We start from the raw sequence: 17,475 nt of genomic DNA on the forward strand, positions 1-17,475 counted from the left end.
ACTTGGTGTGCGTCATCAGCGGTTGTGCACGAGTTCACGGTGATTACGTCATCGACGCCGTGCACGTCATGGCTTTCAACGATCAACAAGAGTACGAGTTCAAGTGCATCAACGGCCAGACAGCCAGGTACACCATCGACCCTGGTTTCGGGACGGACCGGACGCGCGTGATCTCGGTCCAGGGCTGCCGCAAAAAGGACCTAGAGGGCGACTGGTGTGGTCCTTGGGCGGACTACACCTTTAGGGCGCCGGCGAAACCTGCTGACGCGCCGCCGGTGCAACAAGCGCCGCCGGTCCAACAAGCGCCACCGCCACCGCAAACCAAGCAGTGTCCAGACGGCGGTCCTACCCTTCCGGTCGCTGATGCGTGCCCGGTGAAGACGGTCGCGCCGACAAACGCCGTAACGATGAGCGTCAAGAAGGCAGCTCTTCAGGCCAACGTCACCGTGTCGAACACGTCGGACCTGGCCGCTGACTGCACCTACGACGCGACAGAAGCCAACGGGCTGGGCATGCCGGTACACCGCGACTTCAGTCTTGGCGCCAAGGGAAGTACGACGCTGAACTTCCCCGCTCCGCTCATCGGCCAGTCTTACCAACTGGTGGCGGCGTGCAGCGCCACCTTCGAGGGCAAGACGGTCGAGATCGGTCGCGCCACAGGGAATGCGTAACCGATACACAACCGAGTCTTCGTACCACGGAGGACAGCTGCCGGGGTGTCGGATGGGATCTGTCTATCCAGGCCGACGTAGACCAGTCGGCGACTTGGAGCGTGCACGCCGACGTCGGCGTGCACGCGCCCCGGCATAGCGCTGCGGTAGGAGCCCTAGCCGACCGGCTCGGCATCCTCTACGTCTGAGATGTGTTGCTATCGAGGCGCTTGATCAAACGTAAAGAGGCGGCTCCGGATCTCTCCGAAGCCGCCTCTGTACTGCTTTAATTCTGGTCGGGCTGACAGGATTCGAACCTGCGACCCCTTGACCCCCAGTCAAGTGCGCTACCAAGCTGCGCCACAGCCCGCGGCGCTGCCGGGATCGCCGGCAGCGGTCGAAATGCTACAGCAGCGAGGACCTGCAATCCCAACCGCGTCAGGCGCGCGTCGCCGGCGCACGCAGGGGGTAACAGATAGGAGTGACCGCCAAGGCGCGCGACGACACTCCCCTATGGCTGTTCGCCGATCAACTCGGGCCCGCCGTGTACGGCGGCGAGCACGCCCACCGCGAGGTGCTGCTCGTCGAGGCCGGCGCGGCGCTCCGGAAACGCCGCTACCACCGCCAAAAACTGCACCTCGTCCTCTCCGCACTGCGGCACGCCGACGAGGACCTCGGTGACCGTGCCACGCTCATCGAGGCCGACACCTACACCGATGCCCTCGAGCGGTACGGCCGCCCGGTCCTCGTTCACGAGCCCACCTCGTTCGCCGCGGAACGCTTCGTCCACCGCCTTCGCGCGCAGGGGTTGGTCGCCGACGTCCTCCCCACCCCAACGTTCGCGTTGCCGCGCAAGGACTTCCAACACTGGGCCGGTGACCGTACCCGTTTCCGCATGGAGGACTTCTACCGCGATCAACGCCGCCGCTTCGACGTCCTCATGGACGGCACCGAGCCCGTCGGCAACAGGTGGAACTACGACGAGGAAAACCGCGAGCCGCCACCCAAGAAGCAGAAGACCCTCGGTCTGCCGAAGCCCTACCAACCGCGCGAGGACGACGTCGACGAGCGAGTCCGCCGGGACCTCGACGCAATGCGACTCGACACCGTCGGCGTCGACGGTCCGCGACTGTTCGCCGTCACCCCGACCGAGGCCAAGCGTGCGCTCGACAGATTCATCGAGCACCGGCTGCCGTCGTTCGGCGCGTACGAGGACGCCATCATGGGCCAGGACTGGGCCATGTCGCACTCGCTGCTGTCGGTCCCCCTCAATCTCGGTGTGCTGCACCCGCTCGACGCCGTAGAGGCCGCCGAGGCCGCCTATCGACGCACGGACGCGCCCCTCGCCGCAGTCGAAGGCTTCATCCGTCAGATCCTCGGCTGGCGCGAGTATATGTGGCACCTGTACTGGCACTTCGGCCCGAAGTACACCCGCAACAACGCGCTCGGCGCGACGACCAAGCTCCCGGACTGGTGGACCAACCTCGACGCCGACGCCGTCACCGCCGAGTGCCTACGCCACGCGCTGATGGGCGTCCGCGACCGCGGCTGGAGTCACCACATCCAACGTCTGATGGTGCTCGGCAACCACGCGCTGCAGCGCGGCTACAAGCCCGACGACCTCACCGAGTGGTTCGCCACCGCCTACGTCGACGGCTTTCGCTGGGTGATGCCAACCAACGTCCTTGGCATGAGCCAGCACGCCGACGGTGGCCTGCTCGCCACCAAGCCGTATGCGTCGGGAGGCGCCTACCTCAACAAGATGAGCGACCACTGCGGCGACTGCGCCTACGACCCCAAGAAGCGTCTCGGCGACGACGCCTGCCCCTTCACGGCCGGCTACTGGAACTTCGTACACCACAACCGCGAAATGCTCGCCAACAACAACCGCACCCAGCGCGTGGTCGCCAACATGGACCGGCTGAAAGACCTCGACGCCGTGCTCGAGCAGGAAGCCGCGCGCGAGGACTTCTGACGCGCCGACATACGATTGATCCCATGGCCGACGACCTTGCGATCTCCGACGTTCCCTTCACCCACGAACCCTGGGTGGCCGCCAAGAACCGTTACGACGCGATGCCCTACCGGCGGGTGGGAACGTCGGGTTTGCTGCTCCCGGCGATCTCGTTGGGGCTCTGGTACAACTTCGGCGACAACCGGCCGTTCGACGGGCAACGGGAAGTGTTGCGCTACGCCTTCGATCGAGGCATCACCCACTTCGATCTGGCGAACAACTACGGACCGCCGTACGGGTCCGCCGAGGAGAACTTCGGCAGGATGCTTCGCCGCGACTTCAAGCCCTATCGCAACGAGTTGCTCATCTCCACCAAGGCCGGCTGGGACATGTGGCCCGGCCCCTACGGCCAGCTCGGCGGACGCGCGTATTTGCTTGCGAGCCTTGATGAGTCGCTCGAGCGCCTCGGTCTGGACTACGTCGACGTCTTCTACTCGCACCGCATCGATCCGGTGACGCCGCTCGAGGAGACGATCGGCGCCCTCGACACCGCGGTCAGGACGGGCAAGACGCGCTACGTGGGCATCTCGTCCTACTCACCGACCAAGACCGCCGAAGCTGCGGCCATCGCCAAGCGAATGGGCACCCCGCTGGTGATCCACCAACCCTCCTACTCGCTGCTGAACCGGTGGATCGAAGGTGGTCTGACCACCGAGCTCACCAACGCCGGGATGGGAGCGATCGCGTTCACCGCGCTGGGTCAAGGCCTCCTGACGGACCGCTACCTGCAGCGCCCCGCAGCCGACATCGACCGCGCGACGGCGCGTCCGACCTTCGACAACGACGTGGTGACCGACGAAGTGCGCGAACGGCTTCGGGGACTGGCCGGGATCGCCGAGCGTCGTGGCCAGACGTTGGCGCAGCTCGCGCTGGCCTGGGTGCTGCGCGATCCCGCCGTGGCTTCGACCCTCGTCGGTGCCTCCAGCGTCGCTCAGCTCGACGAGAACCTCGGCGCCCTCGCCAACCTCGACTTCACCCAGGACGAACTCACCGAAATCGACCGGTACGCCTCGGAATCCGGCATCGACCTGTGGCGCGAGAGCTCCGACGTCTAGACGGTCAGCAGGCGATACAACCCGATCAGCCCGACGACCACGATGACCAACCGCAGCGCGTTCGGCGATAGCCTGCGCCCGTAGTGAGCGCCGAGGAATCCGCCGAATAGCGAGCCCACCGCGATCAGCCCCGCCGCCAGCCAACTGATCCGGTCGAACGCCACCAGCGTGTATGCCGCCGCCGCCACGACGTTGACCAACAACGACAATAGGTTCTTCGCCGCGTTCATCCGCTGCATCGACTCTGGCAGTAGCGCACCCATCACGCCAATCAGCAGAATGCCCTGCGCCGCAGTGAAATAGCCGCCGTAGACGCCGACTGCGAAGGTGCCGAGGACCAGCAGGGCCATTCGTTTGGTCGAGACTGGCTCCGCCTCGTCGCCCGAGCGTCCCTTGGCCCAGGCCTGGATCCGCGGTCCCAGCACCACCAGTAGCAGCGCGCCGATCAGCAGTACCGGCACCACCGCGACGAACACCTTCTCGGGCAGGTGCAGTAGCAGCCAAGAGCCGAGGACCGCCCCGAGCAGGGATCCGGGAATCTGCCACTTGAGCCGGTTCCACTGGCCCTTCAGCTCGCGGCGGTAGCCCCACGTGCCCGAGATGCCACCGGCCACCAGGCCCACCGCGTTCGACATGGTCGCGGTCACGGGCGGGTAGCCCAGCGCCACCAAGGTGGGGAAGGTGATCAGAGTGCCGGAGCCGACGACCGCGTTGATCGCACCAGCCCCGACCCCCGCCAACGCGATGAGAATCATGTGGGCGACGGACATTACTCAAATCCTATCGGGCGACAAATCGACCAACTGCGCCGTCAGCGCTTCTGATTGGCGCGCTTCTCCCGAACCCGCACATTGATCTTGATGGGGCTGCCGTCGAACCCGAACTTCTCGCGCAGCTTGCGTTCGATGAAGCGCCGGTAGCCGGCCTCCAAGAACCCGGACGTGAACAGCACGAAGGTCGGCGGCCGCGCGGTGGCCTGCGTCGCGAACAGGATCTTGGGCTGCTTGCCGCCGCGCACCGGCGGCGGCGTCGCGGCCACGATCTCCTTGAGGAACGTGTTGAGCTGACCGGTCGTGATGCGCTTGTCCCACGAGGCGAGCGCGGCCTCAAGGGCGGGCACCAGCCTCTGCACCGCGCGGCCGGTCTTGGCGGAGATGTTCACCCGCTGCGCCCACTGCACCTGCTCGAGGGACAGGTCGATCTCCCGGTCCAGCAGATAGCGCCGGTCCTCGTCCATCAGGTCCCACTTGTTGAACGCCAGCACGACGGCGCGGCCGGCCTCGATCACCATCGACAGCACCCGCTGGTCCTGCTCGGTCAACGGCTCCGACGAGTCGATCATGACGACCACGACCTCGGCCGCGTCGATCGCACCGTGGGTGCGCACCGAGGCGTAGAACTCGTGCCCGCTGGCTTGGCCGACCTTGCGGCGCAGACCCGCGGTGTCGACGAAGCGCCAGAGCTTTCCGCCCAGTTCGATCAGCGAGTCGACCGGGTCGACGGTCGTACCCGCGACCTCGTGCACCACGGAGCGCTCTTCGTCCGCGAGCCGGTTGATCAGCGAGCTCTTGCCGACGTTCGGCTTGCCCACCAGTGCCACCCGTCGCGGGCCGCCCGTGGTGGAACCCAATTCGGAGACCTCGGGCAGCACCTCGAAGACGGCGTCGAGCAGGTCGGCGACCCCGCGGCCATGCATCGCGCTGACCGGGTGCGGCTGCCCCAGCCCCAGCGACCACAACAGCGCCGCCTCGGATTCCATCTTCTCGTTGTCGACCTTGTTGGCCGCCAGGAAGACGGGCTTGCCGGACTTCTGCAGGCGCTTGGCCGCCGCCTCGTCGGCACTGGTGGCGCCGGTGATCGAGTCGACCACCAGGATGATCGCGTCGGCGGTGCGCATCGCGACGGTCGCCTGCTCGGCGACCTTCTGCTGCAAGCCCTTGGCGTCGGGCTCCCAGCCGCCGGTGTCCTGCACCATGAAGCGACGGCCCAGCCAGTTCGCGTCGTAGGACACGCGGTCTCGGGTGACGCCGGGAATGTCCTGTACGACAGCCTCGCGGCGCCCAAGGATCCGGTTGACCAGGGTGGACTTGCCGACGTTCGGGCGCCCCACCACGGCGACGACGGGCGGTGGCGCGAACTCGGCTTCGAGGTCGCCCACCTCGATGCCGTCGGGTGGAAGCTCCCAGTCGCCCTCGTCGACCCAGGTGCCATCGGAACCGGACGAACCGTCGATCTCGTTGTCGCTCATCGGGATGCTCCGGCGCGCTGCTCGACGAGGTCGAGGAGGTATGCCACGGTCTCGGCCTGGGACATATCACTGCTGTCGACGATCACCGCGTCGTCGGCTGCCCGCAGCGGCGACACTGCGCGCGTCGTGTCCAGATGGTCGCGACGCCTCACGTCGGCCAGCACCGCGTCGTAGTCGTCGCCGAGGCCTGATTCGACGTTTTGGTCGTTGCGCCGCCGGGCCCGCTCCTCGGCAGATGCCGTCAGGAAGACCTTCACGTCGGCGTCGGGCAACACGACGGTGCCGATGTCGCGGCCCTCGACCACCACGGCCACCTGGCCGTCCGCCATTTCGCGCTGCCGGTCGACGAGTCGGGTCCGCACCTCGGGTACCGCCGACACCGCGGAGACCGCCTTGGTGACCGCGTCGCCACGGATCTCCGCCGAGACGTCTTCTCCCCCAAGGAAGTAGAGGTCCTCATCGGGATCGAAGCCGACCGCCAGATCGACACGCGACGACAGCTCGGCCACCGCAGCGGCGTCGTCGGTATCGAGACCCGCACGCAATGCCGCCAGCGTCACGATCCGGTACATCGCACCGGTATTGAGGTAACGCGCACCCAATTCGCGCGCCAAACCCCGTGACACCGACGACTTCCCGGTGCCCGCCGGTCCGTCGACGGCAATCGTCAGTGGCCTGCTCACATTCCCACCGCCTTATACAGTTCGCCGACCTCTTTACTGGTCAGCACTCTGATGCTGCCGGGCTTCTGCTCACCCAGCGACACCGTGCCGATGTCGGTCCTGACCAGATCCGTGACGGGAAAGCCGACAGCGGCCAGCATTCGTCGCACGATCCGCTTGCGGCCCTCGTGCAGTGTCACCGTCACCAGGGACTTGCCTGGGACCGTGTCGACCATCGCGAAGTCGTCGACGTGAATGGGGCCATCGTCGAGTTCGATGCCGGCCTTCAGCTTCTTGCCGAGTCCGCGTGGCACCGAGCCGACGACCGTTGCCAGGTAGGTCTTGGGCACCTCGTAGGACGGGTGCATCAGACGGTGCGCCAGCTCGCCGTCGTTGGTCAAGATCAACAGCCCCTCGGTGTCAGCGTCCAGACGCCCGACGTGAAAGAGCTTCTTGTTGCCGCGAACCCGGTACTCGACCAGGTCGCCGACACACGGCCGACCCTGGTCGTCGGACATCGTCGAGTGCATGCCGCGCTCTTTGTTGATCGCCAGGTAGACCATCGTGTCGTCGAAGCGGATCTTCACGCCGTCGACGCGGATCTCCGACTTCTCGGGATCGACGCGCGTGCCCATCTCGGTGATGATGTGGCCGTCGACCTCGATCCGACCGTCCCGGATCATCCGTTCCGCGACACGGCGGGACGCAACGCCCGCCTGGGACAGCACCTTCTGCAGTCGGGTGCCTTCATCTTCGTCGGCCATGTCAGTCCTTGTCTACGTCGAAGGCCAGCGGTTGATCGTTCGGCACAACCCCGAGTTTGACGAAACGCGGCTCGTCGGCCAGGGATTCGGTGATGTCGTCGATGTTGTCCACGTCCGGCAGCAGCGGGGCGATGTCGGGCAGGTCGGTCAGCGTCGACAGCCCCAAGCGCTCCAGGAACAGTTCGGTCGTCGCGAAAGTCGTTGCGCCCGTGTCAGAATCGGCACCGGACTCGGTAATGAGCCCGCGGGCCAGCAAGGTGCGCATCACCGCATCGCAGTTGACGCCTCGCACGGCGCTCACGCGGACCCGGCTGACGGGCTGCCGGTAGGCCACCACCGCCAGCGTCTCCAGTGCGGCACGCGTCAACTTGGAGCGGGTGCCGTCCAGCAGCAGTCGCTCGACGAACGGCGCGTAGCGCGACCTGGTGTACATCCGCCAGCCCCCGCCCGCCTCGCGCAGGTCGATGCCGCTTTCGCGCGCCGTGAAGTCGTCGGCCATCAGGCGCAGCTTCGCGGCCACCCGGTAGGCGGGCTGATCGACCGCCGCCGCCAGCGCATCGACCGTCACCGGGGTGTCCACCACCAGCAGCAGTGCCTCCAGCGCCGCACCGAGCTCCGCGTCGTCCATCTCGGGCTGATGCGCGACGTCGATACCGAGATCGGAGCCCAGCTCGTCGCCCAGGTCGAGGGCAGCGTCGGGTCCGGGGTACTCGTCAGTCATTGCGTGTTTCTCACTCTTCCACCGCCGTAGCCAGGTATTCACTGGTCGGGTGATCCCCGGTCCATGAAACCTGCAGCACACCAAGCGGTTCTGGCTGGTCGAATGCTACCGCGTTGGCACGGAACAACTCCAACAGCGCCATGAACCGCCCCACGATCTCGATGGTCGTCTCGCAGTCGGCAATCAGGTCCGAGAACGACGCCCACGTCCCGATCCCGCGCTCGGTGAGCATGCTCAGCAACCGTCGCGCCTGCTCGGGCACTGACACGCCCTGGACGTGGAGGTGGTCGGTGCCGACGGTCGGTATCGGTCGCGGCGTGAAGGCCGACGCCGCGATCTGGGCGAAGCTGTCGGCGTCCACACCCAGCATGACCTCGGGTAATAGGTCCGAGAACTGCTCTTCGAGCGACACCGCGCGCGGATAGCTGCGCAGCGCTGCGGCCTCGAGTTCGGCGAACATCACCGCCACGTGCTTGAACGCGCGGTACTGCAGCAATCGCGCGAACAGCAGGTCGCGAACCTCGAGCAGTGCCAGATCCTCCTCGTCGTGCACCTCGCCGGCGGGCAGCAGCCGGGCCGCCTTGAGGTCGAGCAGGGTGGCGGCAATCACGAGGAACGCCGTGGTCTCGTCGAGTTCCAGTTGGCGGCCGATGTCCCTGGTGTAGGCGATGAAGTCGTCGGTCACCTGGTGCAGTGCGACCTCGGTCACGTCCATCCGGTGCGCGAAGATCAGCTGCAGCAGTAGATCGAACGGGCCCTCGAAGTTGCTCAGCCGGACCTGGAAACCAGCCTGCGGCGACGCCTCGGGTGCTAGCGAACTCACGCGCCGAACCGGTCGATGACCTCACGCGCCAACGACCGATATGCCTGTGCACCACCGGATTTCGGCGCCCACGTAGTGATCGGCTCGCCGGCGACGCTGGTCTCCGGGAAGCGGACGGTGCGGGTGATGACGGTATCGAACACCAGGTCGCCGAACTGCTCGAGCACCCGGGCCATCACCTCACGCGAATTGACGGTGCGTGGGTCGTACCGCGTGATCAGGATGCCGCCGATGTCCAATTTCGTATTGAGGCGTTCCTTCACCTTGGTCACTGTGTCGGTCAGCAGGGCCAGCCCGCGCAACGAGAAGTACTCGCACTCGGTCGGGATGATGACGCTGTCCGCGCAAGCCAGCCCGTTGACGGTGAGCAGACCGAGCGACGGCTGGCAGTCGATCAGCACGTAGTCGTATCGGTCCAGCACCGGGTGCAGCGAGCGGGCCAGGGAATGCTCGCGGCCGACCTCGTTGACCAGCTGGATCTCCGCCGCCGACAGGTCGATGTTGCTTGGTATCAGGTCCATGCCCTTGACGCGGGTCTTGATCAGCACGTCGTCGACCGAGACCCGCGGCTCGATCAGCAGGTTGTGCACCGTGTGATCCAGCTCGTAGTGCGGCACCCCGAGCCCCGCGGACAACGCGCCCTGTGGGTCGAGGTCGACCAGCAACACGCGACGGCCGTATTCGGCGAGGCTGGCCCCCAGATTGATGGTGGACGTGGTCTTGCCGACGCCGCCCTTCTGGTTGCACATCGCGATGACCTTCGCGGGGCCGTGCACGCTCTTGGGCTTCGGTTCCGGGATCACCCGGGGGGGACGACCGGTGTGGCCGGTGCCGTCGGCGGTACCAGCGTCGTCGGTCACTCGGGACCGCCGCCGGTCAGGCAACCTTCGGGCTTGGCGAACATCGCTTGGAGTTTAACGGGATGAGAACGCTACGGACGCCAGACCCGCGCGACGGCTCAGGAACTAGGGTGACGAAGATGAGTTGGAAACAGCGTCTGCCCTTCCTGCGCTGGTCGATGCTGCGCATGGCGGTCGGGATGCCCGGCTTCGGAAAGACCGGTCAGATCGGTGACGGTCGCGAGGAGGCCACCGCCGCGTACGTCGAGGCCAACGCCCGAGCGGGCGACATCGATCACGTGCTGGCCACCATCGATGAGTTCGCCCGCGAGAAGTCGATGCTCATGAACGTCGGGGACGAGAAGGGCGAGCTGCTCGACGCGGCCGTACGCCGGGCCGGGGCGACCCTCGCCCTGGAGCTCGGCACCTATTGCGGCTACGGCGCCCTGCGCATCGCCCGCGCCGCCTCAAATGCGAAGGTGTTCAGCGTCGAGTTCGCCGACGCGAACGCCGCGGTCGCCCGCCGCATCTGGGCGCACGCGGGGGTCGCCGATCGGATCACCTGCGTGGTGGGCACCATCGGCGACGGCGGCAAGACGCTCGATGCGTTAGCCGAAAGTGGTTTCAGCGCAGGCACTCTCGATCTGTTGTTCATCGACCACAACAAGAGTGCCTACCTCGCGGACCTGCAGAGCGTCCTCGACCGTGGCTGGCTTCACACCGGCTCGATCGTGGTGGCCGACAACGTCCGCATCCCCGGCGCACCGAAGTACCGCGCCTACATGCGCGAGCAGCAGGGCAAGCTGTTCAACACCGTCGAGCACGCCACCCACGTCGAGTACCAGACGCTGCTGTCGGACCTGGTGCTCGAGTCGGACTACCTGGCCGGTTAGGCGGTTAGAAGGACTCGTTCTTCTTGGTCCGGCTGGTCTCGGCGATCGCCCTGGCGATTCTCGCAGCCAACCGCGCCGCCTGCGTTGACGTGTAGCCGATCAGCGACGGCCGCGACCACAACCCGAGGAACCAGAGCCCCGGCTCGGCGGCGACGTCACCGCCGACCTTGGGTGCGCCCGCGTCGGTAAGCACGCCGAGCTGGCCAACCAGCGGCTCCAGCCCGGTGCGGTAGCCGGTCGCGGCGATCACCACGTCGGCGTCGAGTCGGGTCCGGTCGGTCAGCACGACAGACGAGCCCTCGAAGGCCGTCGCCGCATCGACGACGGCGATCGAGCCGTCGCGGAACGCGTCGATCACCTCGGGGTCGACGATCGAAGGGGCTACATGCAGTCGATGGGCCCTGCTGAACGGCCCTTCCTCGGGGATCGGCAGGCCGAATTCGCTCAGATCGCCGAACGCCGCCAACCTGGCGCGCCGCGACATCGCGTCCGCCAACCCCGGCGGCAAGTGGAACAGCGGTCGCGAGACCACGTCATTCGACCGACCGAACGGCCCCATTCGCGGCATCACGTTCGGAGGGGTGCGCACCGACAGCCACACTTTGGCAGCTCCCCCGGTCGCCAGATCGTGGGCGATCTCAATCCCCGACGAACCCGCGCCGACGACCACCACGCGCTTGCCCGCGAACGACGCCGGATTCCGGTAGGCCGACGAATGCAGCACCTCACCACCGAACGACTCCGCGCCTGGCCACTCCGGGAGGAACGGCGCGTGCGCGTAGCCGGTCGCCACCACGACGTGTGCCGCGCCGATGATCCCGTCGGGGGTGACGACGCCCCAACCGGTGGGGGTGCGGCGCACCACCCGCTCGACGGGCGTGCCGAGTCGTAGCTCGATGCCTCGTTCGCCGGAGTGTTCCTCGAGGTGCGCGACGACCTGGTCCCGCGTCGGGAAGAGCGGAGTGCCCTCGGGATATGGGCGCTTGGGCAGATGCGAGTACTGGCGGCCGGTGTTCAGCCGCAGCCGGTCATACCGAGACCGCCACGACGCACCCACCTGATCGCTACGGTCCAGCACCACCGACTTCACCGACAGGTCGCTGAGGCACACGGCGGCCGCGAGACCGGCAGGCCCCGCACCGATGATCACCACCTGGTTCTCGGGTGCGGTCATCGCTAGCGGGCCCGCGGGTGCGCGCCGGCCCACACCTCTCGCAGCGCAGACACCGTGACCAAGGTGTAGATCTGCGTGGTGGTCACCGAGGCATGCCCGAGCAGTTCCTGGACGACGCGGACGTCGGCGCCGCCTTCGAGCAGATGCGTTGCGAACGAATGCCGCAGCGTGTGTGGCGACACCGATGCGGAGATGCCTGCGCGCTCGGCGGCGTCCTGCAGCACCTGCCACGCACTCTGCCGGGACAGCCGGCCGCCCCGCGCGTTGAGGAAGATCGCCGGCGTGCCCTTGCCTCGCCGCGCCAGATCTGGACGGCCGCGGACGAAGTACGCATCCAATGCGCTGACCGCCGGCCTGCCGATCGGCACCAGCCGCTGCTTGCCGCCCTTGCCGCGCAGCAATACCGACCGGGAGTGCGTGTCGACGTCGTCGACGTCGAGCCCGACCGCCTCGGAGATGCGCGCGCCGGTGGAATAGAGCACCTCCAGCAGTGCCCGGTTGCGCAGCGTCAGGGGGCCGTCGGTCTCACTGTCTCCGCCCGCACCCTCGAGCAATGCGACCACCTCGTCGAGGCTGATGCTCTTGGGCAGGCGACGACTCGGGGTCGGCGGCTTCACCGTGCGGGCGACGTCGAGGGCGGTGATCCCCTCGGCGGCCGCGAAGCGGTGGAAGCCGCGGACCGCGATGAGGGTGCGGGCCGCGGACACCGCGGACAGCGGCGTGATGCCCTGATCCTCATCCCCGAGCCGCAGCGAGACCAGGAAGTCGCTGACGTCCGCCTCGGCGACGTCGACGATGTCGTCGATGCCGCGCGCCGTCAGGTGTCCGACGTAGCGGCGCAGATCGCGCCGGTACGAACTCAGCGTGTTGGCGGCCACCCCGCGCTCGATCGTCAGGTGGTCGAGGTACCCCTGAAGCTGATCGTCCAAGAGCCGGACCGCGGTGGTCACTTACTGGCCTGCCTCGCGGCGAACCTGGTCGGCTTGTCGGGCCACGGTGAGTCGATCGGACGAAGTGCCTGCACGTCCCGATCGATGGTGCGGGCGGCCAGAATGCCCGCCACGGCAAGGGAATTCACGATCTCGCCACTCAGCACCATCTCGACCGCGTCGGCCAGCGGGAACCACTCCAGCTTCATGTCGGCCTCTTCGTCGTGCGCCTCGGGCCTTCCGATGTCGGTGAGCCCGGTCGCGAGATAGATTCGGACGCTCTCGTCGCTGAAGCCTGCAGCCGACACCACGTCGACCAGGACGCCCCAGTCGCGGGCCGTCAGACCAGCCTCTTCCTCGAGTTCCCTGGCGGCGCTGAGATGCGGCGGTTCGCCACCGATGTCGAGCAGCCCGGCGGGCAGCTCCCACAGCCGGCGGCCCACTGGGTGGCGGTACTGGTAGACCATCGCCACGTTGTTGTTCTCGTCCATCGCGACGATGCCGACGGCGCCGTAGTGCTCGACCACCTCGCGCCGCGCGGTGCGCCCGCCCGGCATGTTCACCTCGTCGGCGCGCAGCGCGAAGATGTTCCCGACGTAGATCGTTTCGCTGTCGACCGTGGTGAAGTCGTGATCAGACACGATGCACGGGCTCTGAGAGCTCGGCGCCGTTGGCCCGTTGCGTGGCGAGCTCGACCGGCAGCCGCTCGGCCGCCTTGTACTCCAGGGCCGCGCCGACGAAGGCGACGAACAGGGGGTGCGGTCGCGTCGGCCTGCTCTTCAGCTCGGGGTGTGCCTGCGTGCCGACCAGGAACGGGTGCACCGCAGGGTCGTATTCGACGAACTCGACGAGATGGCCGTCCGGCGAGGTGCCCGAGAATCGCAGCCCGCTCTCCGCGATGCGATCGCGGTAGGAGTTGTTGACCTCGTAGCGGTGGCGGTGCCGCTCGGAGACCTTGGTCGCCTGATAGGCCTTGGCGACGAGTGAATCCTCTTCCAGCACTGCGGGATAGGCTCCGAGTCGCATGGTGCCGCCGAGGTCGGCCTCCCCCGCGACGATGTCCTGCTGATCGGCCATCGTCGAGATCACCGGGTCGGCAGTGTCGGGGTCGAACTCCGCGGAGTTGGCGCCATCGATGCCGACCGCGCGGGCCGCCTCGATGACGATGCACTGCAGGCCGAGGCACAACCCGAGCACCGGGATGCCATGCGTGCGGGCGAACCTGATGGCGCCGAGCTTGCCCTCGATGCCACGGATGCCGAACCCGCCGGGGATCAGCACCCCGTGCACGTCGGCCAGCGCTGCCGCCGCTCTGGGATCGGTCTCACAGTCGTCGGAGGCCACCCAGCGGATCTCGACCTTGGCGTGATGCCTGAACCCGCCGGCGCGCAGCGCCTCGGCGACCGACAGGTACGCGTCGGACAGGTCGATGTACTTGCCCACCAACGCAATCCGCACGGTTTCCTGCGGCTCGTGCACGCGGCGCAGCAGATCGTCCCATTCGGTCCAGTCCACGTCGCGGAACGGGAGGTTGAGCCGTCGCACCACGTAGGCGTCGAGTTCCTCTCGGTGCAGCACCTTCGGAATGTCGTAGATGGACGGCGCGTCGGGGGTGGAGATCACACCGTCCACGTCGACGTCGCACATCAGCGCGATCTTGTTCTTCAGCGGTTCGGGCACGTCCCGGTCGCAGCGCAGGATCAGCGCGTCCGGGCTGATGCCGATGCTGCGCAAGGCGGCCACCGAGTGCTGGGTGGGCTTGGTCTTCAATTCACCCGACGGCGCGAGGTACGGCACCAGCGACACGTGCAGGAAGAACACGTTGTCGCGGCCCACCTCGTGGCGGACCTGACGGGCAGCCTCGAGGAACGGCAATGACTCGATGTCGCCGACCGTGCCGCCAATCTCGGTGATGACGACGTCGGGGCGGTTGCCCTCGTCGTCGGGTTGGGACATCGCGAGGATGCGGCGCTTGATCTCGTCGGTGATGTGCGGGATGACCTGGACGGTGTCGCCGAGGTACTCGCCGCGGCGCTCCTTGGCGATCACCGTCGAATACACCTGCCCGGTGGTCACATTCGCAGATCCCGACAGATTGCGGTCCAGGAAGCGCTCGTAGTGACCGACGTCGAGGTCGGTTTCGGCGCCGTCCTCGGTGACGAAGACCTCACCGTGCTGGAACGGGTTCATGGTGCCCGGATCCACGTTGAGGTAGGGATCGAGCTTCTGCATCGTCACCTGCAGTCCGCGTGCGGTGAGCAGCTGGCCGAGGCTACTGGCGGTGAGGCCCTTGCCGAGTGAGGACGCCACCCCGCCGCTGACGAAGAGATGCTTGGTCGTGGTCTGCGGGTGCCGACGTAGTTGCTTCGATTGACTTGGCAAGAGCAACCTCCGTGGAATGGCTTGGGGCCTGCGGACCCACGGAAACTCACCCTAACACCGACGCCGACAAGTGGTGACTGACGCGCCGGTGGGCAGGAGCGGAGCGACCGGGGAATGTCCCGGTGGGTCCGCTATTGCGCGATCGTGACCGACGCCGCACCGCGGCCGATGCCGTACTGCCCCGGCTTGCCGCCGTTCGCCATCTCCTGCAACGCGAGCACCGACGTGATGCGCCCCGACTGGCTGTCGACGTCGTCGACGGTGCTCACCGCGCTGGTCAGGTTGGCGTCGGAGCGGACCACCGCGACCGCGCCGGTACCGCTGGCCGAGCCGGCGCGCCCCGCGACGAGCGTGCCCGAACCGTGCGGTGCAAGGCCTGCGGCGAAGCGTGCGACGGTCGGGCCCTGGTTGCCCGCTCCGTCGGCCAGTCCGCCGCCGGTGACGATCAGTGCGGTGTCCGCCGCACCGATCCGCTCGGTGCCGTAGGTAACGAAGCCCGTATCGCGGAGCGCGGCCAGCACGGCGTCGCGTTGCCCGTCGTCGACTGCGGGGGCACGCGGGTCCTTGCCGGTCAGCACGGCGATGCCGAGCAGGTCGCCCGCCTGCGAACCCTGATCGACCGAGGTTGTGCTCAGTTGACGCCCGGCTGGCACGATCGGCGAATTGACCACGGAGAGAAGCTTCTCCGCCGAATTGGCGTCGACGAACTCCTGGGTCAGGGCGATCGTCCCCGACACCACTCCGCCGGCCTCCCCGACCAGCCGTGACATGGCCTCGACGTCGTCGTCGGCGGCGTCCGGGGTGCGGAACATCACCACCGACTTGCCCTTCAGCGCGTCGCGGAGAATGCGCGGCGACATCTGCGCGTCGAACTCACCTGCGGCGCTGAGCTTCTCGTTGAGGCCGTTCTTCTCGTCGGTCAATCCGTTGATCTGGTTCTGCATCTGGGTCTTGTCGTCCTTGAGACCCGCCAGAAGCGTGTTCGACAACAGACCGGAACCAAGAGCAATTCCGATCGCCAAGGCGAGGAAGACCGCTGCCAGTGAGATCGCATGCGAGCGTAGGGAAATCACGTACCCTCCCGAGAACTGACTAGCCGATGGGTCAGGTGACCAGGCCCTGCACCCACAGTGAGAACTGATTCCAGTACTGCGTCACCCAGTCGATGACGACGGCGTCCGCGCGGGACACCCACAGGGCGGCGATGACGGCGATCAGCATGGCGAGCACCAGCAGTGCGATCGCACCGCCGGACACCCGGCTGCGGTACAGCGTCGCGACGGCCTTGGCGTCGACCAACTTCTCGCCGACCTTGAGGCGGGTCAGGAACATCGAGGGGTTGCTCTGCTGGCGGGAGCGGTCGAAGAACTCCTCGATGCTGGCGTTGTGGCCCGCGGTGACGATGAGCGAGGCCCCGTGGTGGTCGCACAGCAGCATCGCCAGGTCGGCGGCCGAGCCGGCGGCAGGGAACGTCATCGCCCCGACGCCGAGATCCTGAATGCGCTCGAGCCCCTTGGCGTGGCCGTCGGCGTCCGCGGGCAACACCACCTGGGCGCCGGAGCGCAGCACCTCGACACTCATCTCGTCGGGATCGCCCACGATCAGGGCCGGCCGGTGCCCTGCCTTGCGCAGCACGTCCGCACCGGACCCGACGCCGACGAGCACCGGCTGATACTCCTTGATGAATGGCTTGAGTGCCTTCAGATCCTCGGCGGCATCTGCCTCGTCGGCGACGATGACGACGTGCCTGCGGTGCAGGTCGATGTCGATGTCCGGAATGCCCATGCCGTCGATCAGCAGGGGGCTCTCGCTGCGGATGAACTCAATGGTGTTGCCTGCGAACGCCTCCAGGTGCGCGACCAGACCGGTCTTCGCCTCCTGCATGAGGTCGTGGATCTCTTCGTTGGTGCGTTCCGTGCCAAGCGCGATGCGACGGTCGCCGGCGTAGACGCCGCCGTTGTGCAGCCGGACCTTGGCGCCATCCTTGATCTTCTTGAAGACCTCGGGGCCCGCCTCGTCGATCAGCATGACGCCGTTGGCGACGAGCACCTCGGGTCCGAGGTTCGGGTAGCGGCCCGAGATCGACGGAGAGGCATTGACGACGGCGGCGATGTTGGCGTCGACCAGGGCGTCGGCCGTGATGCGGTCGAGGTCGAGGGCGTCCATCACGACGACGTCTCCGGGGCCCACTCGTCGAAGCAGTCGGTCGATGTCGCGGTCGACGCGGGCCGTACCGGATACACCGGGTCGGGAGCCAGCATTACGCGAAAGAAGCGCAGACATCTTCATAGGGGGATTCTGTCGGCCAACCCTCAAGTTGA

General features: G+C 67.2%; 17 protein-coding genes and 1 tRNA gene. 4 read left to right on the top strand and 14 right to left on the bottom strand.

Features of this window, described 5'->3' with window-relative positions:
* The first annotated feature begins 68 nt into the window (after nt 1-68).
* On the top strand, nt 69-671 hold the full coding sequence (locus tag QOD90_RS09965; RefSeq protein ID WP_526349133.1) for a hypothetical protein: 603 nt from the start codon (nt 69-71) through the stop codon (nt 669-671).
* 272 nt (nt 672-943) lie between these two features.
* On the opposite strand, the gene QOD90_RS09970 is transcribed toward QOD90_RS09965, so the two are convergent.
* Nucleotides 944-1,020: transfer RNA gene (locus QOD90_RS09970), tRNA-Pro, on the bottom strand.
* A gap of 111 nt (nt 1,021-1,131) precedes the next feature.
* Here QOD90_RS09970 and QOD90_RS09975 point away from each other — a divergent pair.
* Together QOD90_RS09975 and QOD90_RS09980 are read left to right on the top strand one after the other, a co-directional pair.
* Entirely contained in the window at nt 1,132-2,625 is a 1,494-nt protein-coding gene (locus QOD90_RS09975) for a cryptochrome/photolyase family protein (protein ID WP_526349135.1), read from the top strand.
* A gap of 23 nt (nt 2,626-2,648) precedes the next feature.
* Nucleotides 2,649-3,719: an aldo/keto reductase gene (locus QOD90_RS09980; RefSeq protein ID WP_526349137.1), complete on the top strand. Its 1,071-nt coding sequence runs from the start codon at nt 2,649-2,651 to the stop codon at nt 3,717-3,719.
* Here QOD90_RS09980 and QOD90_RS09985 read toward each other — a convergent pair.
* From QOD90_RS09985 to QOD90_RS10015, 7 genes are read right to left on the bottom strand one after another with little or no spacing between them, the layout of a single operon-like run.
* Nucleotides 3,716-4,489 carry a sulfite exporter TauE/SafE family protein gene (locus tag QOD90_RS09985; RefSeq protein WP_526349139.1) on the bottom strand — a complete coding sequence of 258 codons (774 nt, stop codon included), beginning with the start codon at nt 4,487-4,489 and terminating at the stop codon, nt 3,716-3,718. The genes QOD90_RS09980 and QOD90_RS09985 overlap by 4 nt on opposite strands.
* Nucleotides 4,490-4,530: 41 nt before the next feature.
* Nucleotides 4,531-5,967: a ribosome biogenesis GTPase Der gene (gene der / locus QOD90_RS09990; protein ID WP_526349141.1), complete on the bottom strand. Its 1,437-nt coding sequence runs from the start codon at nt 5,965-5,967 to the stop codon at nt 4,531-4,533.
* Nucleotides 5,964-6,650, bottom strand: coding sequence for a (d)CMP kinase (gene cmk / locus QOD90_RS09995; protein ID WP_526349143.1), 687 nt, complete (start codon nt 6,648-6,650; stop codon nt 5,964-5,966). Before cmk ends, der begins: the two co-directional genes overlap by 4 nt.
* Nucleotides 6,647-7,393, bottom strand: coding sequence for a pseudouridine synthase (locus tag QOD90_RS10000; protein WP_526349145.1), 747 nt, complete (start codon nt 7,391-7,393; stop codon nt 6,647-6,649). Before QOD90_RS10000 ends, cmk begins: the two co-directional genes overlap by 4 nt.
* Nucleotide 7,394: 1 nt before the next feature.
* Complete coding sequence (gene scpB, locus QOD90_RS10005; RefSeq protein WP_526349147.1) at nt 7,395-8,114, bottom strand: SMC-Scp complex subunit ScpB; 720 nt, start codon at nt 8,112-8,114, stop codon at nt 7,395-7,397.
* A 10-nt stretch (nt 8,115-8,124) separates the two neighbouring features.
* Nucleotides 8,125-8,937, bottom strand: coding sequence for a segregation/condensation protein A (locus tag QOD90_RS10010; protein WP_526349149.1), 813 nt, complete (start codon nt 8,935-8,937; stop codon nt 8,125-8,127).
* Nucleotides 8,934-9,797 carry a ParA family protein gene (locus QOD90_RS10015; RefSeq protein ID WP_526349151.1) on the bottom strand — a complete coding sequence of 288 codons (864 nt, stop codon included), beginning with the start codon at nt 9,795-9,797 and terminating at the stop codon, nt 8,934-8,936. Before QOD90_RS10015 ends, QOD90_RS10010 begins: the two co-directional genes overlap by 4 nt.
* 119 nt (nt 9,798-9,916) lie before the next feature.
* On the opposite strand from QOD90_RS10015, the gene QOD90_RS10020 reads away from it, so the two are divergent.
* Nucleotides 9,917-10,669 carry an O-methyltransferase gene (locus QOD90_RS10020; protein ID WP_526349153.1) on the top strand — a complete coding sequence of 251 codons (753 nt, stop codon included), beginning with the start codon at nt 9,917-9,919 and terminating at the stop codon, nt 10,667-10,669.
* A 4-nt stretch (nt 10,670-10,673) separates the two neighbouring features.
* Here the strand turns inward: QOD90_RS10020 and QOD90_RS10025 are convergent, their stop codons facing one another.
* The 6 genes from QOD90_RS10025 to steA all read right to left on the bottom strand — a co-directional run bounded on the left by QOD90_RS10025 (nt 10,674) and on the right by steA (nt 17,443).
* A complete protein-coding gene (locus tag QOD90_RS10025) occupies nt 10,674-11,843 on the bottom strand; it encodes a flavin-containing monooxygenase (protein ID WP_526349155.1) in 1,170 nt (389 codons plus the stop codon).
* A gap of 2 nt (nt 11,844-11,845) precedes the next feature.
* Complete coding sequence (gene xerD, locus QOD90_RS10030) at nt 11,846-12,772, bottom strand: site-specific tyrosine recombinase XerD (protein ID WP_526349165.1); 927 nt, start codon at nt 12,770-12,772, stop codon at nt 11,846-11,848.
* Nucleotides 12,773-12,789: 17 nt separating this feature from the next.
* Nucleotides 12,790-13,413 carry an NUDIX domain-containing protein gene (locus QOD90_RS10035; RefSeq protein ID WP_526349157.1) on the bottom strand — a complete coding sequence of 208 codons (624 nt, stop codon included), beginning with the start codon at nt 13,411-13,413 and terminating at the stop codon, nt 12,790-12,792.
* Nucleotides 13,406-15,154, bottom strand: coding sequence for a CTP synthase (gene pyrG, locus QOD90_RS10040; protein WP_526349159.1), 1,749 nt, complete (start codon nt 15,152-15,154; stop codon nt 13,406-13,408). Before pyrG ends, QOD90_RS10035 begins: the two co-directional genes overlap by 8 nt.
* Before the next feature lie 131 nt (nt 15,155-15,285).
* The gene (locus QOD90_RS10045; RefSeq protein ID WP_526349161.1) at nt 15,286-16,227 is read right to left on the bottom strand and encodes a copper transporter; all 942 of its coding nucleotides are present in this window, start codon (nt 16,225-16,227) and stop codon (nt 15,286-15,288) included.
* Between the two features lie 31 nt (nt 16,228-16,258).
* Entirely contained in the window at nt 16,259-17,443 is a 1,185-nt protein-coding gene (gene steA, locus QOD90_RS10050; protein ID WP_526349163.1) for a putative cytokinetic ring protein SteA, read from the bottom strand.
* Between the last annotated feature and the right edge of the window lie 32 nt (nt 17,444-17,475).

The sequence above is a fragment of the Mycobacterium sp. genome (assembly GCF_032161845.1).
In the GTDB taxonomy this organism is placed as follows: domain Bacteria; phylum Actinomycetota; class Actinomycetes; order Mycobacteriales; family Mycobacteriaceae; genus Mycobacterium.